At 70.4% G+C, this 26,352-nt stretch carries 28 protein-coding genes; 19 read left to right on the forward strand and 9 right to left on the reverse strand.

Annotation, left to right across the window (positions count from 1 at the left end; genetic code table 11):
* The coding region (locus ACH35V_RS41410) for a phosphotransferase (RefSeq protein ID WP_395980376.1) at positions 1-1,347 on the forward strand (1,347 nt) is incomplete at its 5' end.
* A gap of 46 nt (positions 1,348-1,393) precedes the next feature.
* Here ACH35V_RS41410 and ACH35V_RS41415 read toward each other — a convergent pair.
* Positions 1,394-2,161, reverse strand: a complete 768-nt coding sequence (locus ACH35V_RS41415; protein ID WP_395980377.1) for a GntR family transcriptional regulator — start codon at positions 2,159-2,161, stop codon at positions 1,394-1,396.
* Between the two features lie 202 nt (positions 2,162-2,363).
* Here ACH35V_RS41415 and ACH35V_RS41420 point away from each other — a divergent pair, with 202 nt between their 5' ends.
* From ACH35V_RS41420 to ACH35V_RS41430, 3 genes are all read left to right on the forward strand, one after another.
* Positions 2,364-2,582 (forward strand): hypothetical protein, encoded by a 219-nt coding sequence (locus tag ACH35V_RS41420; protein ID WP_131971160.1) that lies wholly within the window; start codon positions 2,364-2,366, stop codon positions 2,580-2,582.
* Positions 2,583-2,913: 331 nt separating this feature from the next.
* Positions 2,914-5,157, forward strand: coding sequence for a 1,4-alpha-glucan branching protein GlgB (gene glgB / locus ACH35V_RS41425; protein WP_395980378.1), 2,244 nt, complete (start codon positions 2,914-2,916; stop codon positions 5,155-5,157).
* A 9-nt stretch (positions 5,158-5,166) separates the two neighbouring features.
* On the forward strand, positions 5,167-5,553 hold the full coding sequence (locus tag ACH35V_RS41430; RefSeq protein ID WP_395980379.1) for an ACT domain-containing protein: 387 nt from the start codon (positions 5,167-5,169) through the stop codon (positions 5,551-5,553).
* Here the strand turns inward: ACH35V_RS41430 and ACH35V_RS41435 are convergent.
* A complete protein-coding gene (locus ACH35V_RS41435; protein WP_395980380.1) occupies positions 5,550-6,407 on the reverse strand; it encodes an NUDIX domain-containing protein in 858 nt (285 codons plus the stop codon). The two genes, ACH35V_RS41430 and ACH35V_RS41435, sit on opposite strands and share 4 nt — an antisense overlap.
* Before the next feature lie 134 nt (positions 6,408-6,541).
* Between ACH35V_RS41435 and ACH35V_RS41440 the strand changes: the two genes are divergently transcribed.
* From ACH35V_RS41440 to ACH35V_RS41465, 6 genes are all read left to right on the forward strand, one after another.
* Positions 6,542-7,030, forward strand: a complete 489-nt coding sequence (locus ACH35V_RS41440; RefSeq protein ID WP_395980381.1) for a PaaI family thioesterase — start codon at positions 6,542-6,544, stop codon at positions 7,028-7,030.
* 86 nt (positions 7,031-7,116) lie between these two features.
* The gene (gene sppA, locus ACH35V_RS41445; protein ID WP_395980382.1) at positions 7,117-8,820 is read left to right on the forward strand and encodes a signal peptide peptidase SppA; all 1,704 of its coding nucleotides are present in this window, start codon (positions 7,117-7,119) and stop codon (positions 8,818-8,820) included.
* Entirely contained in the window at positions 8,817-9,299 is a 483-nt protein-coding gene (locus tag ACH35V_RS41450; protein WP_395980419.1) for a flavin reductase family protein, read from the forward strand. The genes sppA and ACH35V_RS41450 overlap by 4 nt, the downstream gene beginning before the upstream one ends.
* A 695-nt stretch (positions 9,300-9,994) precedes the next feature.
* Positions 9,995-10,243, forward strand: coding sequence for a DUF397 domain-containing protein (locus ACH35V_RS41455; RefSeq protein ID WP_395980383.1), 249 nt, complete (start codon positions 9,995-9,997; stop codon positions 10,241-10,243).
* Positions 10,244-10,591: 348 nt separating this feature from the next.
* Entirely contained in the window at positions 10,592-11,260 is a 669-nt protein-coding gene (locus ACH35V_RS41460; RefSeq protein ID WP_395980384.1) for an RNA polymerase sigma factor, read from the forward strand.
* 62 nt (positions 11,261-11,322) lie between these two features.
* Entirely contained in the window at positions 11,323-11,790 is a 468-nt protein-coding gene (locus ACH35V_RS41465; protein ID WP_395980385.1) for a hypothetical protein, read from the forward strand.
* Between the two features lie 77 nt (positions 11,791-11,867).
* On the opposite strand, the gene hutI is transcribed toward ACH35V_RS41465, so the two are convergent.
* From hutI to hutH, 5 genes are all read right to left on the reverse strand, one after another.
* Positions 11,868-13,046 (reverse strand): imidazolonepropionase, encoded by a 1,179-nt coding sequence (gene hutI, locus ACH35V_RS41470; RefSeq protein WP_395980386.1) that lies wholly within the window; start codon positions 13,044-13,046, stop codon positions 11,868-11,870.
* 29 nt (positions 13,047-13,075) lie between these two features.
* Positions 13,076-14,440 carry a formimidoylglutamate deiminase gene (locus ACH35V_RS41475; protein WP_395980387.1) on the reverse strand — a complete coding sequence of 455 codons (1,365 nt, stop codon included), beginning with the start codon at positions 14,438-14,440 and terminating at the stop codon, positions 13,076-13,078.
* A gap of 10 nt (positions 14,441-14,450) precedes the next feature.
* Positions 14,451-15,674: an allantoate amidohydrolase gene (locus ACH35V_RS41480; RefSeq protein WP_395980388.1), complete on the reverse strand. Its 1,224-nt coding sequence runs from the start codon at positions 15,672-15,674 to the stop codon at positions 14,451-14,453.
* 40 nt (positions 15,675-15,714) lie between these two features.
* Positions 15,715-17,370, reverse strand: coding sequence for a urocanate hydratase (gene hutU, locus ACH35V_RS41485; protein ID WP_395980389.1), 1,656 nt, complete (start codon positions 17,368-17,370; stop codon positions 15,715-15,717).
* Between the two features lie 67 nt (positions 17,371-17,437).
* The gene (gene hutH, locus ACH35V_RS41490) at positions 17,438-18,982 is read right to left on the reverse strand and encodes a histidine ammonia-lyase (RefSeq protein WP_395980420.1); all 1,545 of its coding nucleotides are present in this window, start codon (positions 18,980-18,982) and stop codon (positions 17,438-17,440) included.
* A gap of 92 nt (positions 18,983-19,074) precedes the next feature.
* On the opposite strand from hutH, the gene ACH35V_RS41495 reads away from it, so the two are divergent.
* The 9 genes from ACH35V_RS41495 to ACH35V_RS41535 all read left to right on the forward strand — a co-directional run bounded on the left by ACH35V_RS41495 (position 19,075) and on the right by ACH35V_RS41535 (position 24,469).
* Positions 19,075-19,860 (forward strand): IclR family transcriptional regulator, encoded by a 786-nt coding sequence (locus ACH35V_RS41495; RefSeq protein ID WP_395980390.1) that lies wholly within the window; start codon positions 19,075-19,077, stop codon positions 19,858-19,860.
* 100 nt (positions 19,861-19,960) lie between these two features.
* Positions 19,961-20,410 (forward strand): YbaB/EbfC family DNA-binding protein, encoded by a 450-nt coding sequence (locus tag ACH35V_RS41500; protein WP_395980391.1) that lies wholly within the window; start codon positions 19,961-19,963, stop codon positions 20,408-20,410.
* Entirely contained in the window at positions 20,407-20,802 is a 396-nt protein-coding gene (locus ACH35V_RS41505) for a hypothetical protein (RefSeq protein WP_395980392.1), read from the forward strand. Before ACH35V_RS41500 ends, ACH35V_RS41505 begins: the two co-directional genes overlap by 4 nt.
* A gap of 19 nt (positions 20,803-20,821) precedes the next feature.
* Positions 20,822-21,151 (forward strand): hypothetical protein, encoded by a 330-nt coding sequence (locus ACH35V_RS41510; RefSeq protein WP_395980393.1) that lies wholly within the window; start codon positions 20,822-20,824, stop codon positions 21,149-21,151.
* Positions 21,151-21,645 carry a hypothetical protein gene (locus tag ACH35V_RS41515; protein ID WP_395980394.1) on the forward strand — a complete coding sequence of 165 codons (495 nt, stop codon included), beginning with the start codon at positions 21,151-21,153 and terminating at the stop codon, positions 21,643-21,645. The genes ACH35V_RS41510 and ACH35V_RS41515 overlap by 1 nt, the downstream gene beginning before the upstream one ends.
* Complete coding sequence (locus ACH35V_RS41520; protein WP_395980395.1) at positions 21,638-22,150, forward strand: EndoU domain-containing protein; 513 nt, start codon at positions 21,638-21,640, stop codon at positions 22,148-22,150. The genes ACH35V_RS41515 and ACH35V_RS41520 overlap by 8 nt, the downstream gene beginning before the upstream one ends.
* Before the next feature lie 14 nt (positions 22,151-22,164).
* Positions 22,165-22,608, forward strand: a complete 444-nt coding sequence (locus tag ACH35V_RS41525; RefSeq protein WP_395980396.1) for a hypothetical protein — start codon at positions 22,165-22,167, stop codon at positions 22,606-22,608.
* A gap of 128 nt (positions 22,609-22,736) precedes the next feature.
* Positions 22,737-23,663, forward strand: a complete 927-nt coding sequence (locus ACH35V_RS41530) for an ATP-binding cassette domain-containing protein (protein WP_395980397.1) — start codon at positions 22,737-22,739, stop codon at positions 23,661-23,663.
* Positions 23,660-24,469 (forward strand): hypothetical protein, encoded by an 810-nt coding sequence (locus tag ACH35V_RS41535; protein ID WP_395980398.1) that lies wholly within the window; start codon positions 23,660-23,662, stop codon positions 24,467-24,469. The genes ACH35V_RS41530 and ACH35V_RS41535 overlap by 4 nt, the downstream gene beginning before the upstream one ends.
* Before the next feature lie 4 nt (positions 24,470-24,473).
* Here ACH35V_RS41535 and ACH35V_RS41540 read toward each other — a convergent pair whose 3' ends face one another.
* Positions 24,474-25,028, reverse strand: a complete 555-nt coding sequence (locus tag ACH35V_RS41540) for a GNAT family N-acetyltransferase (protein ID WP_395980399.1) — start codon at positions 25,026-25,028, stop codon at positions 24,474-24,476.
* 344 nt (positions 25,029-25,372) lie between these two features.
* Positions 25,373-26,293, reverse strand: a complete 921-nt coding sequence (locus ACH35V_RS41545; RefSeq protein WP_395980400.1) for a hypothetical protein — start codon at positions 26,291-26,293, stop codon at positions 25,373-25,375.
* Positions 26,294-26,352: the final 59 nt, after the last annotated feature.

The following is a 26,352-nucleotide window of genomic DNA, read 5'->3' on the forward strand; positions in this document are numbered from 1 at the left end:
ATCGGCACCGCCACCGAACTCCGCACCGGCGACCCCGCACTGCACCACCTCATCCTCGACGTCCACCAGAACGGCGCCGTCGACCATTACCAACTGCTCCTCGGCGTCCGGCGCGACCTGCCCGACCCGCTGCGGCCGGTCGAGATCGGACGGCTGTCCGGCGAGCAGGGGATCGAAGGGCATGTGTACGACGCCGTCCACGACCCGGAGCTGACCGGCCCGCTGCTCGCGCACATGGCGAACGCGGCGGCGGTCGGGCCGCTGCGGTTCCGCCGCGCGCCCGGCGCCGGGATCCGCGCGGACCTGGACGGCGTGCCCGCCGCGGCCGAGCAGAGCAACACCTCGCTGATCTTCGGCGACGTCCACATCCTCAAGCTCTTCCGCCGCCTGTCCCCCGGCGTGAACCCGGACCTCGAGGTCAACCTGGCGCTCTCCCGTGAAGGCTCCGGGCACGTCCCGGCCGTCCACGGCTGGATCGAGCTGGAGCCCGGGACCGGCGGCGCCGGGGACGAGCCGACCACCCTCGCGCTCCTCTCGGAGTACCTGCGCAGCGCCACCGACGGCTGGCAGTTCGCGCTGACGAGCGTCCGCGACTGGCTGGCGCAGCCCACGCCGCCCGGCCCGCCGGCCGGGGCGCCGGCCGGGCCCCTCGCGGCGAGCGACGCGGGCGCCGCCGGCGGCGACTTCGCGGCCGAGGCGGAGCGGCTCGGCGCGGCGACCGCCGAGGTCCACCGCGATCTCGCCGCCGCGTTCGGCGTGACGCAGGCGCCGCCGTCCCAGGTGCGGGACACCGTCTACGCGATGAACGAGCAGCTCGACCAGGTCAGCGCCGCCGTCCCGGAGATCCGCCCGTACGCCCACGCGCTCCGCGCGGCGTTCGACGAGCTCGCGGCCGGCGCGGAGACGCTGCCTGTGCAGCGCGTCCACGGCGATTACCACCTCGGTCAGGTCCTGCGCACTGACACCGGCTGGGTGCTCCTGGACTTCGAGGGCGAGCCCGCCCGCACCCCCGCCGAGCGCCGCGCCCCCGCGCATCCGCTGCGGGACGTCGCCGGGATGCTGCGCTCCTTCGAGTACGCGGCGCGGTTCCTGATCACGCGGGACGGCGACCTCCCGCCGGACACGGCCGACGCGCTGGAGCTGCGCGCCCGTGCATGGGCGGAACGCAACCGGAAGGCGTTCTGCGACGGTTACGCGGCGGCGGGCGGGCACGATCCGGCCGCGCACGCTGCGCTCGTGCGGGCGTTCGAGTTCGACAAGGCGGTCTACGAGATCCGGTACGAGGCGCGGAACCGTCCGGCGTGGCTGCCCGTCCCGCTCAAGTCCCTCGCGCACCTCACCGGCTGACCCGGACGCGAGCGGTCAGAGGCCGACGGTCGACGGACGCGCCGGGTCAGAGGTCGATGGAGTAGTCGAGGACGACGCGGTCGGCGGGGAGCACGATGTCGCGGCAGACCTCCAGCACGTCGTCGCGCGACAGCAGCCGCCGCGTGATCGCGAGGACGGGCACCCCGCGGGTCATGCGGAGCGTCTCGGCCTCGTCGGGGGTCGGCATCCGGGAGCGGACGGACTCCTCGACGCGGGTCGGCGGACGCCCGAGGTACGCGAGCTGCGCCAGCGTCCCGCCGGGCCACGGCTCGCGGGCCGGGTCGGAGACGGGCGTGTCGCCGACGAGGTCCCACGGCAGGTAGTTGACGGAGATCTGCTGCGGCTCGCCGCGCGAGTAGAAGACGAACCGGCGGCGCAGCAGCTCGGTCCCGGACGGCAGCTCGAACAGCGCGCCGAGCTCGTCGTCCGCCCGGACGCGGGTGAACATCCGGTCGAGCCGGTACTCCTCCCAGGTGATCTTCTGGTCGCGGGTGAACGTGGTCTCCGGGACCGCCATCGGCCGGGTCACGGCGCGGTAGCGGTCCATCGCCACCCGACGCGCGGGCGGGACGACCCGGACGAGCGTGCCGCCGCCGCGGCGCGTCTCGACCAGCCCCTCCCCGCGCAGCAGGGCGACGGCCTGCCGCACGACGATTTCCGAAACGCCGTGCGCGTCGCACAGGTCGGCGATGGTCGGCAGCCGCGTCCCTGGCGGAAGGCTGCCGTCCCGGATCCCCTCTCGCAGCGTGTCGGCGATGCGCAGGTAGGCGGGACGGTCCGGCACCGGCGTCACCTCCCCTTCCTTCCGGGCGCGCCTTCCGGCCGTTCGAGTAGGCGTTCGACGCGGCGTTCGATCCTGCTCCGCCCTCCCTTTGATCCATACCTTCCATGCGCTATCCGCGGGGGCACGGTCCGCTTACGGACAGCTTGACACCTCTCAGCCCGAGTAAGACTTTTGTATACAGAAGAGCGGCCTCGGGGAAAGGACGACCTTGATGGGCGACTTCGATGATCTGAAGGCGGCCATCGAGGAGGAGTTCCCGGGCTGGCAGGTCTGGCGCAGCGACGCGGGACGCTGGTATGCGACCCGCAGCGGCGATCTCACCGATGCCCAGCTCCAGGCGGGATACGCGATGACGGTGGCCGCCGACGACCCGGCGGGCCTCCGCCGCCTGCTGGTCGACCAGACGCGCGAGGAGCGCGGAGAGAGGTGACGCGACGTCGTGGGGAACGGCGCGGCCCGGTCCGCGAGCGGGGGCGGACCGGGCCGGGACGTTCCGGTACGGCAGGTACCTATGTCGCTGAGGTGACACAGGAGTGGATTCCACGGTGGCGGGGTCGATGTCACCGCTGGGGCCAGGTAGACGTGGCCGCACGGGCGGCGCTAATCGGCGCGACCCCCTCGACAAAGAGTCGCGCCGTCCGTGCGGTCGCAACACGCGTCCGACCTCCGCGTCGGTCCCTCCCGACCCGGAAACTCTCAAGCTCCCGGAAACAGGTTCCCCAGGGACGTGAGATCGGCGATTCTCGGGGCACCTCTCATGCATGGCACGGGTCACGCGCGCGGAGATCGACCGGCTCGTCGGCGGCGACCACCACGATCCGCACGGCGTGCTCGGCGCGCATCCGGGCCGGGACGGCGTGACGGTCCGGGCGCTGCGGCCGCTGGCCGAGCGCGTCGAGGTCGTCCTGCCGACCGGCGACCGGCATCCGCTCCGCCACTTCCACCAGGGACTGTTCACCGGGACGCTGCCCGCGGGCGCGTCGCTGTCCGGGGACGACGACGGCGCGGCGCCGCTCGCCGTCCCCGACTACCGGCTCGCCGTCACCTACGCGGACGGCGGCGAGACGATCCAGGACGACCCCTACCGCCACCTCCCGACGCTCGGCGAACTCGACCTGCACCTGATCGCCGAGGGGCGGCACGAGGAGCTGTGGCGGGCGCTCGGCGCGCAGGTCCGCGGCTACGCGTCGGCGTTCGGCACGGTCACGGGGACGGCGTTCGCGGTGTGGGCGCCGACGGCGCGCGGCGTGCGCGTGGTCGGCGACTTCAACCACTGGGACGGGCGCGGCCACCCGATGCGGTCGCTCGGCTCGACCGGGATCTGGGAGCTGTTCGTCCCCGGCGTCGGCGACGGCACGTGCTACAAGTTCGAGATCCTCGGCGCGGACGGCGTCCTGCGCACCAAGGCCGACCCCATGGCTCGGTGCACGGAGCGTCCTCCTGCGACGGCGTCGCGGGTCTACACGTCGTCCTATGAGTGGGACGACGGCGAGTGGATGGACGGCCGCAAAGACCGCGACTGGCTCCACGAACCCATGAGCGTGTACGAGGTGCATCTCGGTTCGTGGCGTCCAGGGCTGGGCTACAAGGAACTCGCTGACGAACTGACCTCGTACGTGCGCGACATGGGTTTCACGCACGTGCAGCTCTTGCCGGTCGCGGAGCACCCGTACGGGCCGTCGTGGGGCTACCAGGTGACGTCCTACTACGCGCCGTCCGCACGGTTCGGCTCCCCGGACGATTTCCGCCACCTCGTCGACCGCCTGCACCAGGCCGGTATCGGCGTCCTCGTCGACTGGGTTCCCGCGCATTTCCCCAAGGACGAATGGGCGCTGGCCCGTTTCGACGGCACCGCCCTGTACGAGCACGACGATCCGTCGCGCGGTGAGCATCCCGACTGGGGGACGCTCGTGTTCAACTACGGACGCGCAGAAGTCCGTAACTTCCTGGTGGCGAACGCGTCGTACTGGCTAGAGGAATTCCACATCGACGGGCTGCGCGTGGACGCCGTCGCCTCGATGCTGTACCTCGACTACTCGCGCAACGAAGGCGAGTGGACGCCCAACATCTACGGCGGCCGCGAGAACCTGGAGGCCATCTCGTTCCTCCAGGAGATGAACGCGACGGTCTACAAGCGCAACCCCGGCATCATGACGGTCGCCGAGGAATCGACGGCGTGGCCTGGCGTGTCGCGTCCCACGCATCTCGGCGGGCTCGGGTTCGGGTTCAAGTGGAACATGGGCTGGATGCACGACACGCTCGAATACCTGCGCCACGAGCCCGTGTTCCGGCACTACCACCACAACGAGATCACGTTCTCGCTGGTGTACGCGTTCTCGGAGAACTACGTCCTGCCGCTGTCGCATGACGAGGTCGTCCACGGCAAGGGGTCGCTGCTCAGCAAGATGCCGGGGGACGCGTGGCAGCAGTTCGCTGGGCTGCGCGCCCTGCTCGCCTACATGTGGTCGCACCCCGGCAAGCAGCTGCTGTTCATGGGGCAGGAGTTCGGGCAGGGCGCCGAATGGGCCGAGGAGCGTCCGCTCGACTGGTGGCTGCTGGAGAACGCCGCCGAAGGCGCCCACCACCTGGGCATGCAGAAACTCGTCCGCGACCTGAACCGCGCCTACAAGGACGAGCCCGCACTGTGGACGCGCGACAGCGACCACGAGGGCTTCCGCTGGATCGACGGCAACGACGCCGGTGGCAACACCCTCTCCTACCTGCGCTTCGGGACGTCCAAAGCCAGTTCCCAGGAGGGTGCCGACCCGCCCGCCCTGGCGTGCGTCGTCAATTTCGCAGGCAACCCGCACGAGAACTACCGTCTCGGACTGCCCCGCGAGGGCAGGTGGCGCGAAATCGTCAACACCGACTCGTTCGACTACGGAGGCAGTGGCGTCGGCAACCTCGGACACGTCGAGGCGACCGCCGAACCCTGGCACGGCCTGCCCGCGTCCGCGGTGCTGCGCGTTCCGCCTCTGGGGGCGGTGTGGCTCGTCCCTGAATAAAGTGGCGGAATGACCACCGCGCAGCGTCTGCACATCGTCCCGTCACAGTTCATGGTGGAGCACCTCCCGAACGCGACGTTCCCCGAGGACGACGAGTGGATCGCCCTAGTGCGCGCCCCCGAGGGACTCACCGTGGTCAGGGACGCGTCCCCGTTCGCGGAGGCGGAACGCTGGATCGGCTTCTACGGTGACGCGAGCCACGGGCTGGACACACCGGGAATGCTCGCAGCGATCGTCGGCCCACTAGCCGCTGCCGGAATCTCGGTTTTCGTCGCGTCCACCTTCCACGCCGATCTCGTCCTCGTCCCTGAGCACCGCCTGAAGGACGCGATCATCGCGCTCCGCGACGCAGGCCATCGCGTAGAGAACTCAGCCGGAAACCAGCCGGGGAGCTAGAGGCGTTCGAGGAGCCAGCGGGGGCCGGTGACGGCGGCTCCGGCGGCGCGGCACCGGGCCTTCAGCTCCCGGTCGGCCGTCACCACGAGCTGGACGGTGTCGGGCCCCGCCTCCTGCACGAGCTCAACGATCCGGTCGTCGCCGCTGCCCGGAGCCGCCACGACCCGCACCCCGTTGGCCGGTGCGTCGGCGACACCCCTCGCCGCGCCCTCGACCACCAGGACGACCTCCGGGAAGCAGCGGTCGAACGGGACGAGCCCGTCCGGCACGCCCTGCACACCGGCGTCGAGGGCCTTCAGGTCGTCGCGGAGCCTGGCGTTCGCGCCCGCCCGGTCCTTCCACCAGCCGTCGGCGCGGGCGCCCACGACGTTCGCCGCGTCCACGATGAGAACGAGACCCTTCATCGCGTCCTGCAACCGCGGCCATGACCGCGCGAACGGCGCGAACAGTTTCCGGTCGGTGACTTCCTCTGCGCGCACCCATTCGGCACGGCGCGTCTCCCTCGACGCGGGCTCGACGGGAACGTGCTCGGTCAGCGAACCCATCACGGACGTGAACGACCAACCGCCGTGGTCCTCGACGCTCGTGCCGTGCACGGTCACGGTCCCGACGTCGAGCGTGCACTCCTCGGACGTCTCCCGCAAGGCGCCGGTCACCGCGTCCTCATGGCTGTGCAGGGCGCCGCCGAACATGCCCCACGTCCCGCCGCCGATCCCCCACCACGCGCGCTGCTGCAACAGGATCCACAACTGGCCGCCGGCGTCGCGATGGTAGGCGAGCAGCCCGGCCGCGCCGAAGCGTCCCCAGTGCGTGTGCCCGAGGTCGCAGCCGGCCCAGCCGTCGCCGTCTCCCATGCGACGACGATATCCGCTGGCACGTCCGCGGCGGCCCGCGCCGCAACCGGGCGGCTCAGTGACGAACGGCACAGGCCCGCGCCCGGGATCACCGAATAGCATTCCAGTGGTCGACCCGATCAGAGGGAGCGAAGTTGAGCGTCGAGGCGGGCCCCGAGGCCCACCGGCGGGCCGCCGAGCTGTGGAACACGCTGTCGGGCGCGGAGCTGATCCAGGCCATGGCGGACGGCCGATTCCCCGAAATCTCCGACATCAACCAGTACATCGGCCAGGTCATCGCCTCCGCCGAGCCGGGCCGGGTCGTCATCTCCTGGACGCCGTCCGAGAAGCTCTGCAACCCCGGCGGAACCGTGCACGGCGGCTACATCGCCATGATCCTCGACAACGCGGTCTGCCTCGCGGCCACCAGCACCTGCGAGCACTTCATGCCGATGCTGACGCTGAACCTGAACATCGACTACCTCCGCGCCGTCCGGACGGGCGAGACGCTCACGGTCACCGGGACGTGCGTGCACGCCGGCGGCACCCGCATGGTGTCCAACGCGGTGATCGCCGACGCGCGCGGGCGCACGCTCGCGCAGGCGTCCTCAAGCGTGATCCCGAACAAGGCCTTCGCCCGCTGACGGACCGCCCGGCCGGACGGGAGCGGAACGGCGGAACGGGACGGCGGGCGCGGGAAGGCCCGCATCCGAGCGCATAGGCTGGGCGCATGGTTGATCCCGGCAACGTCGTCAACGTGATCAAACAGGCCCGCGACCGGCGGACGGCCCCGCTGATCCTCGAACTCGACCTCACCGAGGGCATCGTCGAGGTCGCGCCGTCCGACCCGATCTCCGCGATCCTGTCCATGCGCCGGACGAGCCTGCGGGACGTCCTGGACGGCCTGCGCCGCGCCCGCTCCGACACGCGCGTGCGCGCCCTCGTCGTGAAGATCTCCGGCGGCACCGGGCTGGCGCTCGTCCAGGAGCTGCGCGAGGCCGTCCAGGCGCTGCGGGACGCGGGCAAGCTCACCGTCGCGTGGGCCGAGACGTTCGGCGAGGGCGGGCGCGGCACCGTCCCGTTCTACCTGGCCACCGCCTTCGACAAGGTGTACCTGCAGCCCACGGGCGAGGTCGGGCTGACCGGCGTCGCGATCGAGGAGCCGTTCCTCGCGGGCGCGCTGGAGAAGGCGGGCGTGCAGCCGAGGTTCGCCAAGCGGCACGAGTACAAGACGATGGCGAACACGTTCATGGAGAAGGCGTACACGCCGGAGCACGAGGAGTCGTCGCGGCGGCTGGTCGACTCGCTCGGGGAGCAGATCACCGCCGGGATCGCCGCAGGCCGCGGCCTCCCGGAGGACAGGGTCCGCGAGCTCACCGACCGCGGCCCGCTCCTCGCCGACGAGGCCCTTGAAGAGAACCTCGTCGACCGGCTCGGCTACCGCGACGAGGTGTACGCCGACCTGCGCGCCGAGTTCGGCGAGGAGGCGCAGCTGCGCTACGTCGCCCGCTACAACCGCGCGCACGGCCTCGCGGGGCGGCTCCCGCAGCCCGGCCGGCAGGACGCCGTCGCGCTGATCAACGGGCACGGCCCGATCCGGCTCGGCCGCAGCGGGCGCGGCGGCCCGCTCCCGAACTCCGGCCCCGCGATGGGCTCGGACACGATCGGCGCCGCGTTCCGCGCCGCCGTCAAGGACGACCGGGTCAAGGCGATCGTGTTCCGCGTCAACAGCCCGGGCGGCTCCGCGGTCGCGTCCGACGCGATCTGGCGGGAGGTGGTGCTGGCCCGCCGCGCCGGCAAGCCGGTGATCGTGTCGATGGGCAACGTCGCGGCGTCCGGCGGCTACTACGTGGCGGCGGCCGCGGACACGATCGTCGCGCAGCCGGGCACCCTCACCGGCTCGATCGGCGTCGTCGCCGGGAAGGCGCTGGTGAACGGGCTCCTCGACCGGATCGGGATCGGGTTCGGCAGCGTCGCGGACGGCGACCACGCCCGCATGTTCAGCGCCACCAAGGACTTCAGCGACTCCGAGTGGGAGCGCGTCAACGCGTCCCTCGACAAGATCTACGACGACTTCACCTCGCGGGTCGCGGAGGGCCGCGGGCTGTCCCGCGAGCGCGTCCACGAGCTGGCCAGGGGCCGGGTCTGGACGGGCGCCGACGCCAAGGAGCGCGGCCTCGTGGACGAGCTCGGCGGCATCGACCTGGCCCTCGACGCGGCCCGCAAGAAGTCGGGGCTGGCCGCCGACGCCCCGATCCGCGTGTACCCGCACACGTCGCCGCTGGAGCGGCTCCGCCCGCCGGAGTCCAGCGAGGACCGCACCGCCGCTTCCGCCCGCTTCGACGCCTGGGGCTCGCTCGGCGGCCTCGCCGCCCGGCTCGGGCTGCCCGCCGCGGGCCCGCTGACGCTCCCGGGCACCTGGGAGATCCGCTGACCGCCACGGCCGACTTCGTCGAGGCCGTCGCGGGGTTCGCCTCGGGCGTGGTCGTGCTGACCGTCCGCGACGGCCGCGACGACCTCGGCACGACGGTCACCTCGTTCATGTCGGTGTCGCTCGAACCGCCGATGGTCGCCGCGGGCGTGGCGACGACGTCGTACCTGACGGAGGTCCTGAAGCGGCAGGACCGCTGGGCCGCGACCGTCCTGTCGTCCAAGCAGCGCGCCCTGGCCGGACGCTTCGCCGCGGAGGGCCGCCCGAGCGCCCGCATCCTCCTGGCGAGCGCCCCCCACCACCGCGGCGCCCACTCGGACGCCCTCATCCCTGAAGCGGGCCTGTCCGCCCTCGAATGCGAGACCCGCCAGACCGTCGCCGCAGGCGACCACACCCTGTTCGTCGCCGAGGTCCTCGCCGCCGACTACATCACCCGCGACGAAAAACCCTTGATCAGAGTCAACCGCCGCTACTTGACCTGAGGCCGATCTCGCCCATACCCGGCCCGGCACGCGCGAGTGGACCTCCGTCTCCACGGCGCGCCAGGGAACCAATGAGAATTGCACGGCACCGGCGGTTGACGATTCATTCGCCCTGAGCAAAAGTTGCAGATTCATCTATTAGGAAGCTTTCCAGAAAAGCTCGGCAACTATCGACTCGGCTCGCATTCGAGAAACCGGCGAAGTCAGCGCACCTGACGGCCGACGAAAGCATGGCGTCTTCGCAGGTGAGACGAATTTTCGCACCTTACAGCGAAATTTACGCGCTAGCCTAATCGTTCACAAAAGCACCAAAACTGCCGGAGAAGTATCGGTTGACCCAATGCGGAAGCGGGTTATGATCTCGATCAGTCGTTGCGACATCCCGCGACTCTCTAATGGACGTGGATTCCAAAACAGCGCGTAAGCCACCCCCGTCACTAAAACGAGAACAGGCGGCCAGGGCCGGCCCCCCAACACCCATGGACGAACCGGCCCTATAGCACGGATCCGACCTCGGCGGCGAAACGCGCCGACCGCGGCATCGCCGCACCTCACGTTGTCGTGACGGTGACGCCGTGCACACGGCCCCAACGGCGGCAGCGGAGCCCCGCCTCGAGACCATGCCCGGTCCCGAGTACGTCGCCGTACGTCTCACGCGAACCATTCATCGTGATCAGGAAAGGTCGTGTTCGCATATGCCGAGATCAGACCCGGAGCGCGAGGGCCTGCAACCAGAACCCACCCCGATCTGGCGCAAGGCCCGCCGCTCGATGGCCAGCAACGAATGCGTGGAGCTCGCCCGGCTGGGAGAAGATCGGCTGGGAATCCGCGACAGCCAGGCGGGACCGGACGCCCCCGTGCTGAGCCTGAACCTCGCGAAGGCACGGACTCTCATGCGGTGCGTCCGGCGCGTCCATGGCGAATCAGGTGCCGACCAGCTGTGAGCATGCGCGGTCCGGTCCCGGGCGCCGGGACCGGACCGCTTGCCCGGCCGGGGCGGCGGGGCGAGCAGAGCGAGACGAAGACCTCATCCATACCCGCAAGGGCGGCGATGGCGCCGCCACCGAGGCACGGCCCGCTCGGGACGTACGCCACGCGCGTCACCTATATGAGGCGCACGGAGCGTTGCGAGCGGGCCCGGCAATCCCATCACACCAAGGAGACACCGGTGACGCCGGCCATGATCACCGCCATCACGGCAACCGAATCAGCAGCAGATGGCCTTCACCAGAAGACGGTCCGGCCAGGGCACAGGCGCCCGCACACGGCCACCGTCCGGGAGGAGAGCTGAGATGACGGACCAGCCTCGCCCACCGCACGAGGACGCGACCGCCGATCAGCTGGCGGCCCTGTTCACCGACCTCTACCGCGAGAACCGGGCGAAAGTGCTCTGGCATATCCGGAAGACTCTCGGGGCCTCCGGCATCTCCGCCGAGGACGTCGCGCAGGAGACCTGGATCAAGGTCTTCAACAAGCTGCAAGAGATCCGGACCAACCCTCGGAGCTACATCCTGACCGTCGCGTCTCACGAGGCCGCCAATGCCCACCGCCGGACCAGCAGGCTTAGAAGCCTTGAAGAGGAGTACGCCGCGCTCGTCGACGAGCACACGCAACATGCTGCGCTCCAGGCCCTGGACACCGCCCTCGAACAGGACGCACCGGAGGACGCGACCGCCGCGCCAGCCGGCCGCCAGGATCCGTCCGACCAGCGCAAGGCTCTCCTCGCCCGGGTGTGGGCGGCGATGGAGAAGCTCTCGCCCAGGCAGCGCGCGGTCATCCTGATGTGGGTCGAGGGGAACCCCCCGCCCACCGACGCCATGATCGGGCATCGGCTGGACATAGGCCCCAAGACGGCGAACACCCATCGCCACCGGGGCGTGAAGAACCTGCGCCGGATTCTGGAGGTTGAGTACCCTCCAGAATCTTCTTCCGGAGGCGCAGAGGAAGGAGCGCAACGATGAGACAAAGGAGGGACCGCCCTGCCACTGAACCGAAACGCCACACCGCCTCCACGGTGACCCGCGTGGAGCTGCGGCACCAGCTGCGGGAGGCGATGAGGCGGGAAGTCGCTGCCGAGGCGGCCGACCCGGAGACGGTCGAACGGGAGATCGCCGAGATCAGCCGCCTCGCCGGCCAGCGCGCGGACGACGACCCGCGCGTGTCCGACGGCCCGTGCGCCGTCAGCGGCCCGCACTGCACGCACATCGGCACCACCTCTGACGCGGTCACCGTTCGGCCCGCGGAGGGGGCCGAACGGCGAGGCATGCGAGGCGCGGTGACGATCGGGCGTTTAGGGCGCGCGGTCGTCGCCGGGTTCATCACCTTGGCGGCGGGCGTCACCTGGGCGGCCGTCGCCCTCGCGAAGGGCGCGACCCAACTGTGGGTCGTCATGACCGGACTCGGGCTGGTGATCGGCCAGATCACCGCCTCCATGCTCAGCGCCGCGCCGCGCAGAAAGGAGTCCTCGTTGAACAAGAACGGAATCGACTAGGCCGGAGGGCCCTCGCGGCGACCGCCGCGAGGGCCGTCGCCCGGTTGTTCAGCCCGTCGATCCACCGACCCAGTCACTCAGCCGACCCGACGGCCGGCCTTCCACACGGCGGCCGTCTGCGGGACGCCGGGGCGGTAGGCGAGGTGGATGTGGGACGGGGCGTCCAGCACGTGCACGTCCGCGCGGGCGCCGACGCCCAGGTGGCCGACGTCCGTGCGGCGGAGCGCGCGGGCGCCGCCGGCCGTCGCGGACCAGACGGCCTCGGCGGGCGTCATGCGCATGTCCCGGACGGCGACGGCGACGCAGAACGCCATGCTTGAGCTGTAGCAGGAGCCGGGGTTGCAGTCGCAGGCCAGGGCCACGGTCGCGCCCGCGTCCAGGAGGCGGCGGGCGTCGGGGTAGGGCTGGCGGGTGGAGAACTCGACGCCCGGCAGGAGGGTCGCGACCGTCCGGGACGACGCCAGCGCGTCCACGTCGGCGTCGCTGAGGAACGTGCAGTGGTCGGCGGACGCGGCGTCCACCTCGACGGCGACCTGCACGCCTGGGCCTTCGGTGAGCTGGTTCGCGTGGACGCGGGGGCGGAGGCCCGCCGCGACGCCCGCCTTCAGGATCTCGCGGGCCTGGTCGGCGTCGAAGGCGCCCTGCTCGCAGAAGACGTCCACCCAGCGGGCGTGCGGGGCGCAGACCGCCAGCATGTCCGTGGCGGCGAGGCGCGCGTAGCCCGCGGTGTCGCCCTTGTACTCGGTGGGGACGACGTGCGCCCCGAGGTAGGTGACCTCGTCGGCGAACTCCGCGGCGATGCGGACGGCCCGCTCTTCCTGCTCGACCGTCAGGCCGTACCCGGACTTGCATTCGACGGTCGTCGTGCCCTGGCGGGCCATCTCGCCGATGAGGCGGCGGACGTTGGCGCGCAGGTCGTCGTCGGACGCCACCCGGGTGCGTTCCACGGTCGTCCGGATGCCGCCGCCGTCGTACTTCTGGCCGCTCATCCGCGCGGCGAACTCCTCGGCGCGCTCACCGGCGAAGACGAGGTGCGCGTGGGAGTCGACGAACCCGGGGAGGACGGCGCGCCCGGCGGCGTCGAAGGACGCGTCGGCGGCGGGGGCGCCGGTCGCCGGGCCCGTCCACACGATCTTGCCGTCCTCGATCACGAGCGCGGCGTCGCGGAGGATGCCCAGCCCGGAGCCGGTGGCGGGGTCGTTGGTGACCAGCTCGCCGATGTTCGTGATGACTGTGCTGCCTGTGCCGGTGCTCATTCTCGGCAGGATCTCACGCATCGTCCGCGTCACTCCGGCTCGGGTGCGGTGACGGCCGCGATGGCGTCGTTCAGCGCGCCGGGGACGTCGTCGATCAGCAGGTGGCGCCCGTCGTGGACGATCTGCCGCCCGGACACGACCACATGCCTGACGTCGGCGGCCGTCGCGGCGAACACGGCCGCCTCGGCGGCATACCCGGCGCTTCCGGCCGTGGCCCCGGCGGTGCGGACGGAGTCGAGCGCGACGGTGACGAGGTCCGCGTACGCGCCGGGCTCCAGCCGTCCCGCCTCCGGCCAGCCGAGCCCGTAGTGGCCGTTGGACGTGGCCGCGGCGAGCAGTTCACCGGCCGTCCAGTGGCCCCGGACGCGGGTGCGGAGGCGTTCGTCCAGCTCGACCGCGCGGGCCTCCTCGAACAGGTCGACGACGGCGTGCTGGTCGGAGCCCAGGCAGACCGGCGAGCCCGCATTCGCCAGGTCGCGGGCCGGGCCGATGCCGTCGGCGAGGTCCCGTTCGGTGGTCGGGCACATGCAGACGCCGGTCATCGTCGTCCCGAGGAGGCCGATGTCTTCTCCGGTGAGATGCGTCGCGTGGACGGCCGTGGTCAGCGCGCCCAAGGCCCCAGATTCGGCGAGCAGGCGGGTCGGGGTCATGCCGTAGGCGTCCAGGCACGCCTCGTTCTCGGCGGGCTGCTCGGACAGGTGGACGTGCAGCGGCGCACGGTGCTCCTTCGCCCACGACGCGACCGCGCTGAGCTGCTCGCGCGGCACGGCCCGGACGGAATGGATCGCGGCGCCGACCCGGGCGTGGAGCCGTCCCGCCTTGTCGGTCTCCTCGTGCAGGCTGCCGACGCGGCGCGCCCAGTTGCCCGCGGTGCCGTCGCCGAAGCGGAGCTGCGGGCCCTTGAGCGGCTCGCCGATGCCGCCGGCGAGGTAGCAGGCGTCGAGGAGGGTGATCCGGATGCCCGCGTCCGCCGCGGCGGCGATCAGCGCCTCGCCCATCGCGTTCGGCTCGTCGTACGGTGCGCCGCCCGGACGGTGGTGCAGGTAGTGGAACTCGCCGACGCAGCTGATCCCGGCCAGGGCCATCTCCGCGAACACGGCGGTGGCGAGCGCGCGGTACGAATCGGGGTCGAGGCGGTCGGCGACCTTGTACATCTGGTCGCGCCACGTCCAGAACGTCCCGGAATGGGCCTGGACGCGGGAGCGGAGCGCGCGGTGGAAGGCGTGCGAGTGCGCGTTGGCCAGGCCCGGCAACGTCAGGCCGGGCAGCCGCTGGGCGTTCTTCGGCGCGGGGATGCCGGGCGCGACGCGCGTGATCCGCTCGCCGTCGGCCTCGATGAGCACGTCGGCCGCCACACCGTCTCCGAGCCAGGCCAGCTGTGCGTGCCATTGCATATCGAAATCCCTACCCGCACGCCAGGTCGTCCAGTACCGCGGTGAGGGCCTCGACCCCGGCCAGGCAGTCCGCCGGTTCGGCGCACTCGGCGGGCGCGTGCGAAACCCCGGTCGGGTTGCGGACGAACAGCATCGCCGTCGGCAGCCGCGCCGAGAGGACGCCCGCGTCGTGCCCCGCGCCGGTCGGCAGGACGGGAACGCCGCCCAGCGTCGCGCCGATCCGGTCGCGGAGGGCGTGGTTGAAGTCGACGATCTCGGAATAGGACTCCTCGGCGAGATCGACGCTCACCCGATGCGGGCGCGCGGCGACCCGGGCGGCCTCGTCGATCTCCGCGACCGTCCGCCGGACGGCCTCGTCCTGCGGTCCCCGGGCGTCCAGCCAGCCGGTCACGGACGAGGCGATCGCGTTCACCCCGCCCGGCACAACCCGGACCTTCCCCACGGTCGCGACGGTGCCGTTGCGTTCGGCGGCCTCCCGCGCGGCGATGACCATGGCGGCGAAGGGCAGCATGGGGTCGCGCCGGTCGGGCAGCCCGGTCGTCCCGGCGTGGTTTCCCTCGCCGCCGAAGTCGAACCGCCACCGCCCGTGCGGGACGATCGCGCTCGCGACCCCGACCGGCTCCTGCAGCGCCCGGCCCTGCTCGACGTGCAGTTCGACCAGGCATCCGATGCGTCCGAGCAGGTCGTCGTCGGGGCCGATCGCCTCGGGGTCGAACCCGGCGTTGTGCATGACCTCGGCGAACGTGTGCCCGTCCGCGTCCGCGAGACCGCGAGCCCGAGCCGGGTCGATCGCCCCGGCCAGCAGCCGCGACCCCAGGCACGCCACCCCGAACCGCGCGCCCTCCTCCTCGGCGAACGCCGCGATCCCGATCGGCCGCCTCAGCGCGGCGCCCCGCTCGCGGAGCAGATCGACGGCGGCGAACGCGGACACGATGCCGAGCGGCCCGTCGAACGCGCCGCCGCCCGGCACCGAGTCCAGATGACTCCCGGTCAGAACCGCATCGCCGGGCGAGCCTTTCGGCGTGGCGCCGCGTGAGGCGTCGGCAGGGAACCACCAGGCGATCATGTTGCCGTTCGCGTCGTGCTCGACGTCCAGGTCGCGGCGGCGTGCCTCGTCCAGGAACCAGGCGCGGCATTCCAGCTCGGGCGGCGTCCACGCGAACCGGTGGTAGCCGCCGGTCGCGTCGTCCCGCCCGACCGGCAGCAGCGCCGCCCACATCTCCTCGAAGCTCATGCGCGCTCCCGGCGTTCCCGTTCGCTGGCTTTCCGTTCGCTCACGCTTGCATCGGGATGCGGACGCCCCGCTCGTCGGCGACCTCGGCCGCACGCTCGTAACCCGCGTCGACATGCCGCATGACGCCCGTCCCCGGGTCGTTGGTCAGGACGCGACGCAGCTTCTCACCGGCGAGGGCCGTCCCGTCCGCGACGCAGACCTGGCCCGCGTGGATGGAGCGGCCGATCCCGACGCCGCCGCCGTGGTGGATCGACACCCACGTCGCGCCGGACGACGCGTTCAGCATCGCGTTCAGCAGCGGCCAGTCGGCGATCGCGTCCGACCCGTCCTTCATGCCCTCCGTCTCCCGGTACGGGCTCGCGACCGACCCGCAGTCGAGATGGTCGCGGCCGAGCACGATCGGCGCGCTGATCTCGCCGCGCGCCACGAGTTCGTTGAACGCCTCGCCCGCCTTGTCGCGCTCGCCGTAGCCGAGCCAGCAGATCCGGGACGGCAGGCCCTGGAAGTGCACCCTCTCCTGCGCCATCCTGATCCACCTGGTCAGCGGCTCGTTGTCCGGGAACAGGTCGAGGATCGCCTGGTCGGTGCGGGCGATGTCCGCCGGGTCTCCGGAGAGCGCCGCCCACCGGAACGGCCCCTTGCCCTCGCAGAACAGCGGGCGGATATAGGCGGGCACGAAACCCGGGAACTCGAACGCGCGCGTGTAGCCGGCGAGCTGCGCCTCACCGCGGATGGAGTTCCCGTAGTCGAAGACCTCGGCGCCCGCGTCCTGGAACCCGACCATCGCCTCGACGTGCGCGGCCATCGACGTCCGGGCCCTGTCGATGAACGCGGCCGGGTCCTTGTCGCGCTCGGCGGCCATGTCCTCGAACGCGACGCCGCGCGGGAGGTAGGTCAGCGGGTCGTGCGCGCTGGTCTGGTCGGTGACGATGTCGATCGGCGCGCCCCGGCGCAGCAGTTCCGGGACGATGTCGGCCGCGTTCCCCAGCACCGCGATCGACAGCGCGCGCCGTTCCGCCTTCGCCTCCTCGGCGAGCCGCAGCGCCTCGTCCAGGCTCGCCGCCTGGACGTCGCAGTACCGGTGCTGGACGCGCCGCTCGATCCGGGACGGGTCGCATTCGACGCAGATCGCGACGCCGCCGTTCATCGTCACGGCCAGCGGCTGCGCGCCGCCCATCCCGCCGAGCCCGGCCGTCAGCGTGATCGTCCCGGCGAGCGAGCCGCCGAACCGCTTCTCCGCGACGGTCGCGAACGTCTCGTAGGTGCCCTGGAGGATGCCCTGCGTCCCGATGTAGATCCACGACCCGGCGGTCATCTGCCCGAACATCGTCAGGCCGAGCGACTCCAGCCTGCGGAACTCCTCCCACGTCCCCCACTGCGGCACCAGGTTCGAGTTCGCGATCAGCACGCGCGGGGCCCACTCGTGCGTCCGGAAGATCCCGACCGGCTTGCCGGACTGGACGAGCAGCGTCTCGTCCCCCTCCAGATCGGACAGCGACCTGATGATGCCGTCGAACGCGTCCCAGTTCCGGGCCGCCTTCCCGGATCCGCCGTAGACGACCAGCTCGTCCGGGTGCTCGGCGACCTCGGGGTCGAGGTTGTTCTGGATCATGCGCAGGGCGGCCTCCTGCGGCCAGCCCTTGGCGGCGGTCAGCGACGTGCCGCGCGGCGCGCGGACGGGACGTGGACCTGACATCTTCGGCTCCTTCGTGAGAGCGGGTTCAGAAGAGCTTCGGCTCGGGCGCTTTGCTGACGTGCGGCGCTCAGGTGAGCGGGCCGGTGACGGCTTCGGCGGCGGCGACCAGGGATCCGTCGCGGACCATCTCCGTCGCGGCGGCGATCTCGGGCGCGAGGTAGCGGTCCGGGCCGGGCGGCGGGACGGCCTCCCGCAGCTTCGCGACGACCGCGGCGGTCGCCGGCCCGGGACGCAGCGGCGTGCGCAGGTCGAGGGCCCGCGCGGCGGTGAGTATCTCGATGCCGATGACCTGCGCGAGCCCTTCCACGGACCTGCGCAGCTTGCGGGCCGAATTCCAGCCCATCGACACATGGTCTTCCTGCATCGCCGAACTCGGAATGGAGTCGGCGCTCGCGGGGGCAGCACGCCGCTTCAGATCCGACACGATCGCGGCCTGCGTGTATTGCGCGATCATGTGCCCGGAGTCGACGCCGGGGTCGTCGGCGAGAAAGGCGGGCAGCCCGTAGGACCTTCCTTTATCGAGCATCCGGTCGGTGCGGCGCTCCGACATCGACGCGACGTCCGCCGCGGGAACGGCCAGGAAGTCGAGCACATAGGCGATGGGAGCCCCATGGAAATTGCCGTTCGACTCGACCCGCCCGTCGGGCAGCACGACCGGATTGTCAATGGCGGACGCGAGTTCCCTGCCGGCCACGAGTTCCGCGTGTTCCAGCGTGTCGCGAGCGGCCCCGTTGACCTGCGGGGCGCATCGCAGCGAATACGCGTCCTGCACCCGCGTGCAGTCGGGCCCGCGATGCGACTCCATGATCTCCGAGTCCCCCAGCAGCGCCCGCAGGTTCGCCGCCGACGCCGCCTGACCCGGATGCGGCCGCAGTTCCTGCAGGTCGGCGGCGAAGACCCGGTCGGTGCCCAGCAGCGCCTCGACGGTCATCGCGGCCGCGACGTCCGCGGCCCTGAGCAGGCTCCGCAGGTCCTCGATGGCCAGGACGAGCATGCCGAGCATCCCGTCCGTCCCGTTGAGGAGGGCGAGCCCCTCCTTCGCGCCCAGCGTGACCGGCGCGATCCCGGCCTCCTCCAATGCCTGCGCGGCCGGTTTGAGGACCCCGCCGCCGTCCCTGACGGACCCTTCGCCGATCAACGCCAGCGCCACATGCGCGAGCGGCGCGAGATCACCGGAACACCCGAGGCTCCCGTGCTCGAAGACCTGGGGCGTGACGCCGGCGTTCAGGAGCGCGGCGAGCGTCCGCGCCGTGACGGGCTGAACGCCGGTGCGTCCCGTGGCGAGCGTCCGCAGCCTGAGCAGCATCAGCGCCCGGACGACCTCCCGCTCGACCTCCGGCCCCGTCCCCGCCGCGTGCGACCGGACGATGTTCAGCTGCAACTGCGCCCGCATCTCGGGAGCGATGTGCCGGGTGGCCAGCGCCCCGAACCCGGTGGAAACACCGTAAACAGGCGTGGGACGCGCGGACAGCTCGTCGATGTGCGCCCGCGACTCCCCGATCACCTTCAGCGCCTCGTCCGTCAGCGTGACCTTGGCTCCGCCCCGCGCCACGGCCACCACCTGCGCGAAGCTGAGCGTCTCCGGCCCGACCCGAACGCCGTTGTCCCCCATGTCAAAGCTCATACCCACCATTCCAGCGCCCTCGTCCGCCCTGCACGAGGGCCTGCCCGGCGAAGCTGTCTCAGATACAAGACAATGACCGCATGTCCCAGGTACCGGCCGCTCGCCGCGCGCTCGCGGTCCTCCGGCTGCTGGCCGCCGCGGCCGGCCCCCAGCCCGCGTCCTCGATCGCCCGCTCCCTCGACCTGCCCCGGTCGAGCACCTACCACCTCCTGACCGCGATGGCCGAGGACGGCTTCGTCACCTACATCCCCGAGGAGCGCCGCTGGGGCCTGGGCGTCGCGGCCTTCGAGGTCGGCTCCGCCTACCTCCGCCACGAACCCCTCGAGCGCCTGGCCCGCCCCCTCCTCCGCCGCCTGGTCGACCGCGTCGGCGAGATCGTCCAACTGGGCATCCTGCACGGCGCGGAGACCCTCTACCTGCTCAAGGAGCAGCCCGCCCGGCACGCCGCCCTCGTCACCGACGTGGGCGTCCGGATGCCCGCCCACCTCACCGCGAGCGGCCGCTCGATGCTCGCCCACCTGCCTCCCGCGCAGGTCCGCGCCCTGTTCACCGTGCCCGTCGCCACCCGCACGGCCCCCTTCATCAGCCGCACCGGCCGCGGCCCCACGACCCTCGCCGACCTCCGCCGCACCCTCGCCGAGGACGCCCGCCGAGGCTGGTCGGTCGAGGACGGCCACATCACCGAAGGCTTCGCCAGCATCGCGGCCTGCGCCTTCGACCACACGGCCCACCCCACGGCGGCAATCACCATCACTTTCCGCCGGGAAGACCATCCCGAGGAAACGTGGTCGCCCCTGGCCGACCAGGCCCGCGCCACCGCCGCAACCCTCACGACCCGCCTGAACGGCCGCCTTCCACTTCCCTGACCCGGAACCGCCGGCGTCCAGAATTCGTCCATTACCCGAATGCACCGATAATCGGGTAGTACCGTAAAGGTGGATTCCTCTGGACTGTCAGGGAGTACCGATGACCGAACCCTCTTCTGAAAATGCGGAAGACCGGCTGGTCAAGGCACGTGAGCGCCTGAAATTGATGCGCGCGGCAACACATTCCGGCTCGTCCGAAAATGGACCGGCCCCATCATCGGACGGGCCCTCCCGCCGCGGCACCGGCATGGCCGACGAGGAACGAGTCAAGGCCACCGCAGCCAATGGCCGCCTGACCGGCCTGGAACTCGACCCTCGCGCAATGCGGCAGCCACCGGACGAGCTCGCCGCCCACATCGCCGCAGCCGCGAACGCCGCATTGGACGACCTACGCACCCAGGCCAAACCCACCGACACCGAACCCACTGTCGACCCGGCTGCACTCGTCCAGACCCTGCAGAACGTGCAGGAGCAGGGCATGCGCCAATTGGCCCTGATCAACCAATCCATCGGCGAAGCACTGGCGAAGGCACGGGCGAGCATCCGATGAGCTACGAACGCGCCACCGACGACCTCGACAAAGTCCTGGGCAACGTCCGGCAGGCCGCCTCCACCACTCAGGCCACGCCCACCGCACCGCAGACACCAACCGAAGGCCACGACCCCGACCGAACCGTCCGGGCAGCCGTCACTCCAGACGGCCGAATCGAGACCGTCGAGATAACGCCCCGAGCCGCACGACTCAACTCACACGACCTAGCCGAACGTGCCATAGCCGCCATAAACGCAGCCCTCGACGCCCACACGGCGCAGTCGCCCGCCCCCACCGCAGACGCCGACCTCGACGACCGCCTCCGCGAAGCCCAGGACCGCAGCCTGAGCCAGCTGAGCGAATACACCCAGTCACTACGTGACCTGATGAACTCCTTCGAACGGCGCTGAACAAGGAGAGCGGTAAGCCATGGGCATGCCCGGATACGAAGTCGACCCCGAAGGAATCCGCCGCTCCGGAATCGGCATCGGTTCCTCGGCACAGCAGCTGAAAGCCGATTGGGAAGCCTTCCAGGCCGAACTGGCCGGCTTCGGCGAACCCTGGGGAACCGACGACATCGGCTCCCTGATCGGCGGCATGTATCAGGCGATCTACGAGGTCGCCGTGGACTGCTACAACGACAACCTCGAGACCATGACCGAGGACGCGGACACCGTCCAGGCGGTGGCCGCCAACCATTTCCGTGCCGAACAGCACAATGTCACGGAGGTCAACCGAGTCCGGGACGTGCTGGGCTGATGGGCCTGCAACTCCCCGGCGAACTCCGCTCCCTCCTGTCGATGCTCGGCTACACCTGGCCCGAGGCCGACGAGGTAAAACTCCTGGAAATGGGCGGCGCCTGGCTCCGCTTCGCCGGCTCCCACACAGGCCCTCTCGGCGACGCGGACGCCCAGGCACAACGCGTATGGCAGGCCAACAAGGGCGACGACATCGAGGCGTTCCGCAATGCCTGGACGGCCGAAGAGTCCCCCAAGACCAACCTCGAAGACTTCACGACCGCCGCGAACATCATCGGCGCCGGTCTGATGGTCTGCGGCGGCATCGTCCTCGCCCTGAAGATCAACGTCATCGTCCAGCTCACGATCCTCGCCATCCAGATCGCCCAGGCCATCGCCACCGCCCCCGTGACCTTCGGCGCCTCCCTAGCCGAAATCCCCATCTTCAAGATGATCACCGGCGCCCTCATCGACATTCTCATCGACCAGGCCCTCCAGGTGATCCTCAATGGGTAAGGGCAAGGCCGGAGGTGGGCTGATTTCGGCGGCCTTCAACTTCATACGAAAGGCGAACAGACGCAACCGCCCTGGCAGGATGAGCCCACATTTCAGGGAGCACATCTTCGGGGGCCACGTGAAACCCGGCAAGCCGAGGGCATCGGGGTACCACTACCGTCCAGGCGGCAACGACTTCCCAGGCCGACGACTCAAACCGGGCACCACGAAGGTCGACCCGAAGACCGGCGCCTACCGTGCGAAACCAGAGTTCTTCGACCCGACCCTCAACCCACCGCACGGCGCATGGAAGCCCAAATCGGGCCCGAACGGTGGAGAGAGCAGCTTCTACCCGGACCATTGGACCCCAGCCCAGGTCGACGCCGCTCCCGCAGAGGCCTTCCGTAACTCCACCCAAGCGCCCGGCGACCCTGATAAATGGCACGGCAAGTACAAGGACCTGACCATCGAGGGGTACTACGATAAGAAGGGCGGGTACACTCATGGCTGGCCACTCGTCCCATAGCACAGAGGAAAAGCATGCCCGAGATCACCTTCGCTATACGCCCAGAGTACGGCGCCCCCTACTGTCTGGCCGACGACCCGAGGATGCAGACTCTCGGCAACTGGATGACTACCGACATTTCCATCTACAAAAGTGTTTGCCTCGACGCACTGGCCACCGTCGCGGACGCCGAAGCGGGTAGGCCGACAGAGCCATGGGACAGCGACAACTACGAAGTCCATTTCTCCAGTTCCGCCATGAGCTTTCAGAACAAATGGGTTGAAACCACACATGGTGAATACACGATCACCGAAGCCCGAGAGGCCATCGAAGACTACTGGCGCTTTCTTGTCTCCATTCCAGACAACCCTGATCTGATCCGCGAGTTTCGTCCTGACCTGCCCGAATGGCAGGCCGACCTCCTGCAGTGGGAGGATTCATGGAAGCGTCCCCACCCCTATCGAGGAAAGCTCTTCTAGACCTGCTGGAGTCTCCGGCTTCCTGACGAAAGTCGGGGGTGGGGGGTGGCGTTCGGGGAGTGTGGTGGGTGTTCGTGGCCGCCTAGGTTCGGGGTCGTCGTGTTGGACGGTCGGGCGGGAGAACCTGAGTGATCACTCTGCGGGGGCTGACGAAGCGGTACGGGGACAAGACCGCGGTGGACGGGCTGTCGCTGGAAGTGGCGGCGGGGAAGGTCACCGGGTTTCTCGGCCCGAATGGAGCCGGGAAATCCACCACGATGCGCATGATCGTGGGGCTGGATCACCCGAGTGAGGGCGAGGCCCTGGTGGGCGGCCGCCGGTATGCGGGGATACCGCGTCCGGTACGGGAGGTCGGGGCGCTGCTGGACGCGGGATCGGTGCATCCCGGCCGGTCGGCAAGGGCTCATCTGGTAGCCATGGCGCGTAGCAACGGAATCTCGCGGGCGCGCGTGGACCAGGTTCTGGGCGTGGTCGGATTGGAATCCGTTGCCGGCCGGCGGGTCGGCTCGTATTCGCTGGGGATGCGCCAGCGGCTGGGGATAGCGGGAGCGTTGCTGGGCGATCCGGCCGTGCTGATGTTCGACGAGCCGGTGAATGGCCTCGACCCGGACGGGGTGCTTTGGGTGCGGCGCCTGATGCGCGGGCTGGCCGCCGAAGGCCGGACGGTGTTCGTGTCGTCGCATCTGATGAGCGAAATGCAGCTCACGGCGGACCAACTGGTGGTCCTCGGCCGCGGACGGCTGCTCACCGACGCGCCGATGGCGGAGGTTATCGCGCGTGGCTCCGGCAATGCGGTAAGGGTGCGCAGCCCGCGCACAGCCGAACTGGGGGAACGGCTCGCCGCCGTCGGCGCCGAAGTACGCCGGGCGGACGAAAACGAACTACGAGTCACGGGACTGCCGATAGACCGGGTCGGCCTCATGGCGTATGAGGCGGGCGTCCCCGTCCTCGAACTGAGCGCTGTCGAAGCGTCGCTGGAAGAGGCGTACATGGACCTGACCGGGGCGAGCGTGGAATACGGCACCGGAATGCCAGGAGCGGAGGCACTGCGATGACCACGAAAACGAGCCCGGTGAGCATGGAGATCGGAAGGGCGTCCGGCGGGGGCATGCAGGGCGCGCTGGCGGCCGAATGGACGAAGTTGTGGACGATCCGTTCCACCTACTGGGGCCTGGCCGGCGCACTGATGCTCATCATAGGGCTGTGCTTGATAATGGCGCAGGTGACGGTTTCGAACAACACTGATGAGCGCGTCCAGGAACGTCCCGGAGTGGTCTCGGTCAGCGACATCGCCACGGGTTCACTGGACATGGTGCAATTCGTTGTCCTGGCCCTGGCCATTCTGATGATCACGGGCGAATACGCGACGGGAAGTATCCACGCGACACTCCAGTGGATCCCACCGCGCGGCCGGATGCTGTCGGCGAAAGCGGCCATCGCGGCGGCGGTCATCTTCCCGTCCGGGGTCCTGCTGGGCCTGGCGGGCACGGTCGTCGCCTACCCCGTCCTCGGAAAGTGGGGGCGTCTCGACCTCGGCGACGTCGTCCACGACGCGCTGATGACGGGCCTTTACCTGGCGGTGCTGAGCGTCCTGATCCTGGGCGTCGGGGCGATGCTCCGCAGCACCGCGGCGACCCTGACCACCGCGTTCCTCTTCATCATGGTGCTGCCGGTAATGCTGGCCAACAGCCGCTCGGAACTGCTCCTGAACATCGCGGACGGCCTGCCGAGCACCGCGGGCCGATATCTGCTGAACGGAGACGGCCCCTACCCGGCGGCGGTCGCGCTGGCAATTCTCGCGGCGTGGACGGCGGCGGCCATGTGGGGTGGAATCACCGTCCTACGGCACCGCGACGCCTGATTCCTCAGGCCGGGCACGAACTGCGGTCGCTGTGCTGGAGACGCTGACTCAGAATGACCCCCTCCCATCGGCCCAGGGGCCCGTCCCTCCTGATTCGCCCCGACCGGACGAAGCCCGCTCGTTCGTAGTAGCGGACGAGACCCTGGTCGCCGCCCGCCCAGCACCTGAGCCTGAGCAGACTGATTCCTTTGTCGGCGGCCTCGGTGCGAGCATGGTCCAACAGCGCTTTGCCGACGCCAAGCCCGGCGCACCGCCGGTCGATGACGAGCGCCTCAAGGAAAAGGTCCGGCTCCTGGATGGAAGGAATGAATTCAGGGGCGGGCCCCAGCCGCATGGCCCCGACGAGGTCGCCTTCGTTCTCGGCGACGCGCATCTCCCCCAACTCGGTGAAGCGCCGGACCCGCTCGGTGAGCCGCGGGCTCCCCGACCACGGTTCCGTGCCCCACTGTCCCGACCGACCGGAGGCGGCGAGCCATTCGACCGCCCCGTCGTAAAGCGCCAGAACAGCTGGAACGTCTTCAGTGCCGCCTATCCGGATACGCACCCGTGCCTCCGCCATCGCGTTGATCGAGAGCCCTCATCCTGACATTAGCCGGACACCAGAAGAGCCGACTATGAATGCGGTCACAGCCGCGGCCGGCCCAGCCACGTCCCAGAGCCGGGGCTCGCGCGAGCGCGCGTGCCCGCATCGGCGTCTCGGACGAGGCGGGCGTGGAAGCGGCGAACCGTCATCGACCGGTCTATCTTGAGCACCGTCACTGGAGGAGGGAGGGCAGCCGACAACCCCCTACATTCGCACGTCGGAGAGAATGGTAAATCTGCAGGATCGTCGAAGATCTGCGCGCTGAATTCGGCTGATCGCACACCGGCGGAAGCCGCCGCGTGCCATGCCGAAGTGCGGGGCTAGTTGTCGTAGGGGCGGACGGGGAGATCGGCGGGGCCACTGGCGCCCGGGGCTTCGGGAGTGAAGCCGAGGTTGTACCACTTCAGGCGGTGGCTGATTTCGGTGAGCAGTTGGTGTGCGGGGCTGTTGTGTCCTTCGAAGGCCGCGGTCAATTGTGATTCACGGTAGGCGGCCAGGTCGCGCAGGGTGCGGACGTCCTCGCCCAGAACTCGGTGGACCTCGGCGATGGTGTCGGCGCTCAGGCCGGCCTTCTCCAGGCTGAGCGTGAGGCCTTCGGCGCGCAGTTCGGCCTTGGTGCGGAACGAGATGACCATGTGTGCGCCGTGCCGGGGGTCGCGGGGGCCTCCTGGTCCGGCGAAGGTGCGGATCTTGTCGATGATGTCGCGAAGCCAGACGAGACCGATGCCGGGCGGCGGCTCGGTGAGCAGCTCGGACGCGTCGGTGTCGTCGAGTTCGAGGGTGCGGCGGCCCTGGTGCGCGGTCACCGGTGCGGCGGGGTCGGACGGCGCTTCGGGGCTCATCAGGATGCCTCCGCCGGCGACCGCGATGTGGATGTCGGCGACGGCGGCGTTCAGGCGCGCGCTCCCCACTTCGTGGTCGAAGGCGGCGGTGGCGAGTGCGACGGTGACGTCGATGATGGTGTCGCGCTGCCAGCGGAGTTCGAGGGTGAGGACGCTGTGCGGGGCGGTCGAGGTGGTCGGGTCGACGGCGCCGGTGAGGTCTGCGGCCGCGGCGCGGAGCCGGGTGCGGGACGCGTCGGTGAATTCGGTTTCGCCGTCTACTTCGAGGATGTGCTGCAGGGCCCGCGCGACCTCACGCACCTTGGCGGGTGACCAGTCCAATCTGAGGCTGACGCCCGGCGCGTTCATCGCCCGATAGACCGGGTCGTGCTCCGGATTTGTGCCACTTTGCTCGGGCATGGAGTGGATCATAACGAGTGACGCTCGAAAGGCGCGTGCGGCGTCCAGGAGTGGGCGAG

It is taken from the genome of Actinomadura sp. 1N219, assembly GCF_044326405.1.
Classification (GTDB): Bacteria; Actinomycetota; Actinomycetes; order Streptosporangiales; family Streptosporangiaceae; genus Spirillospora.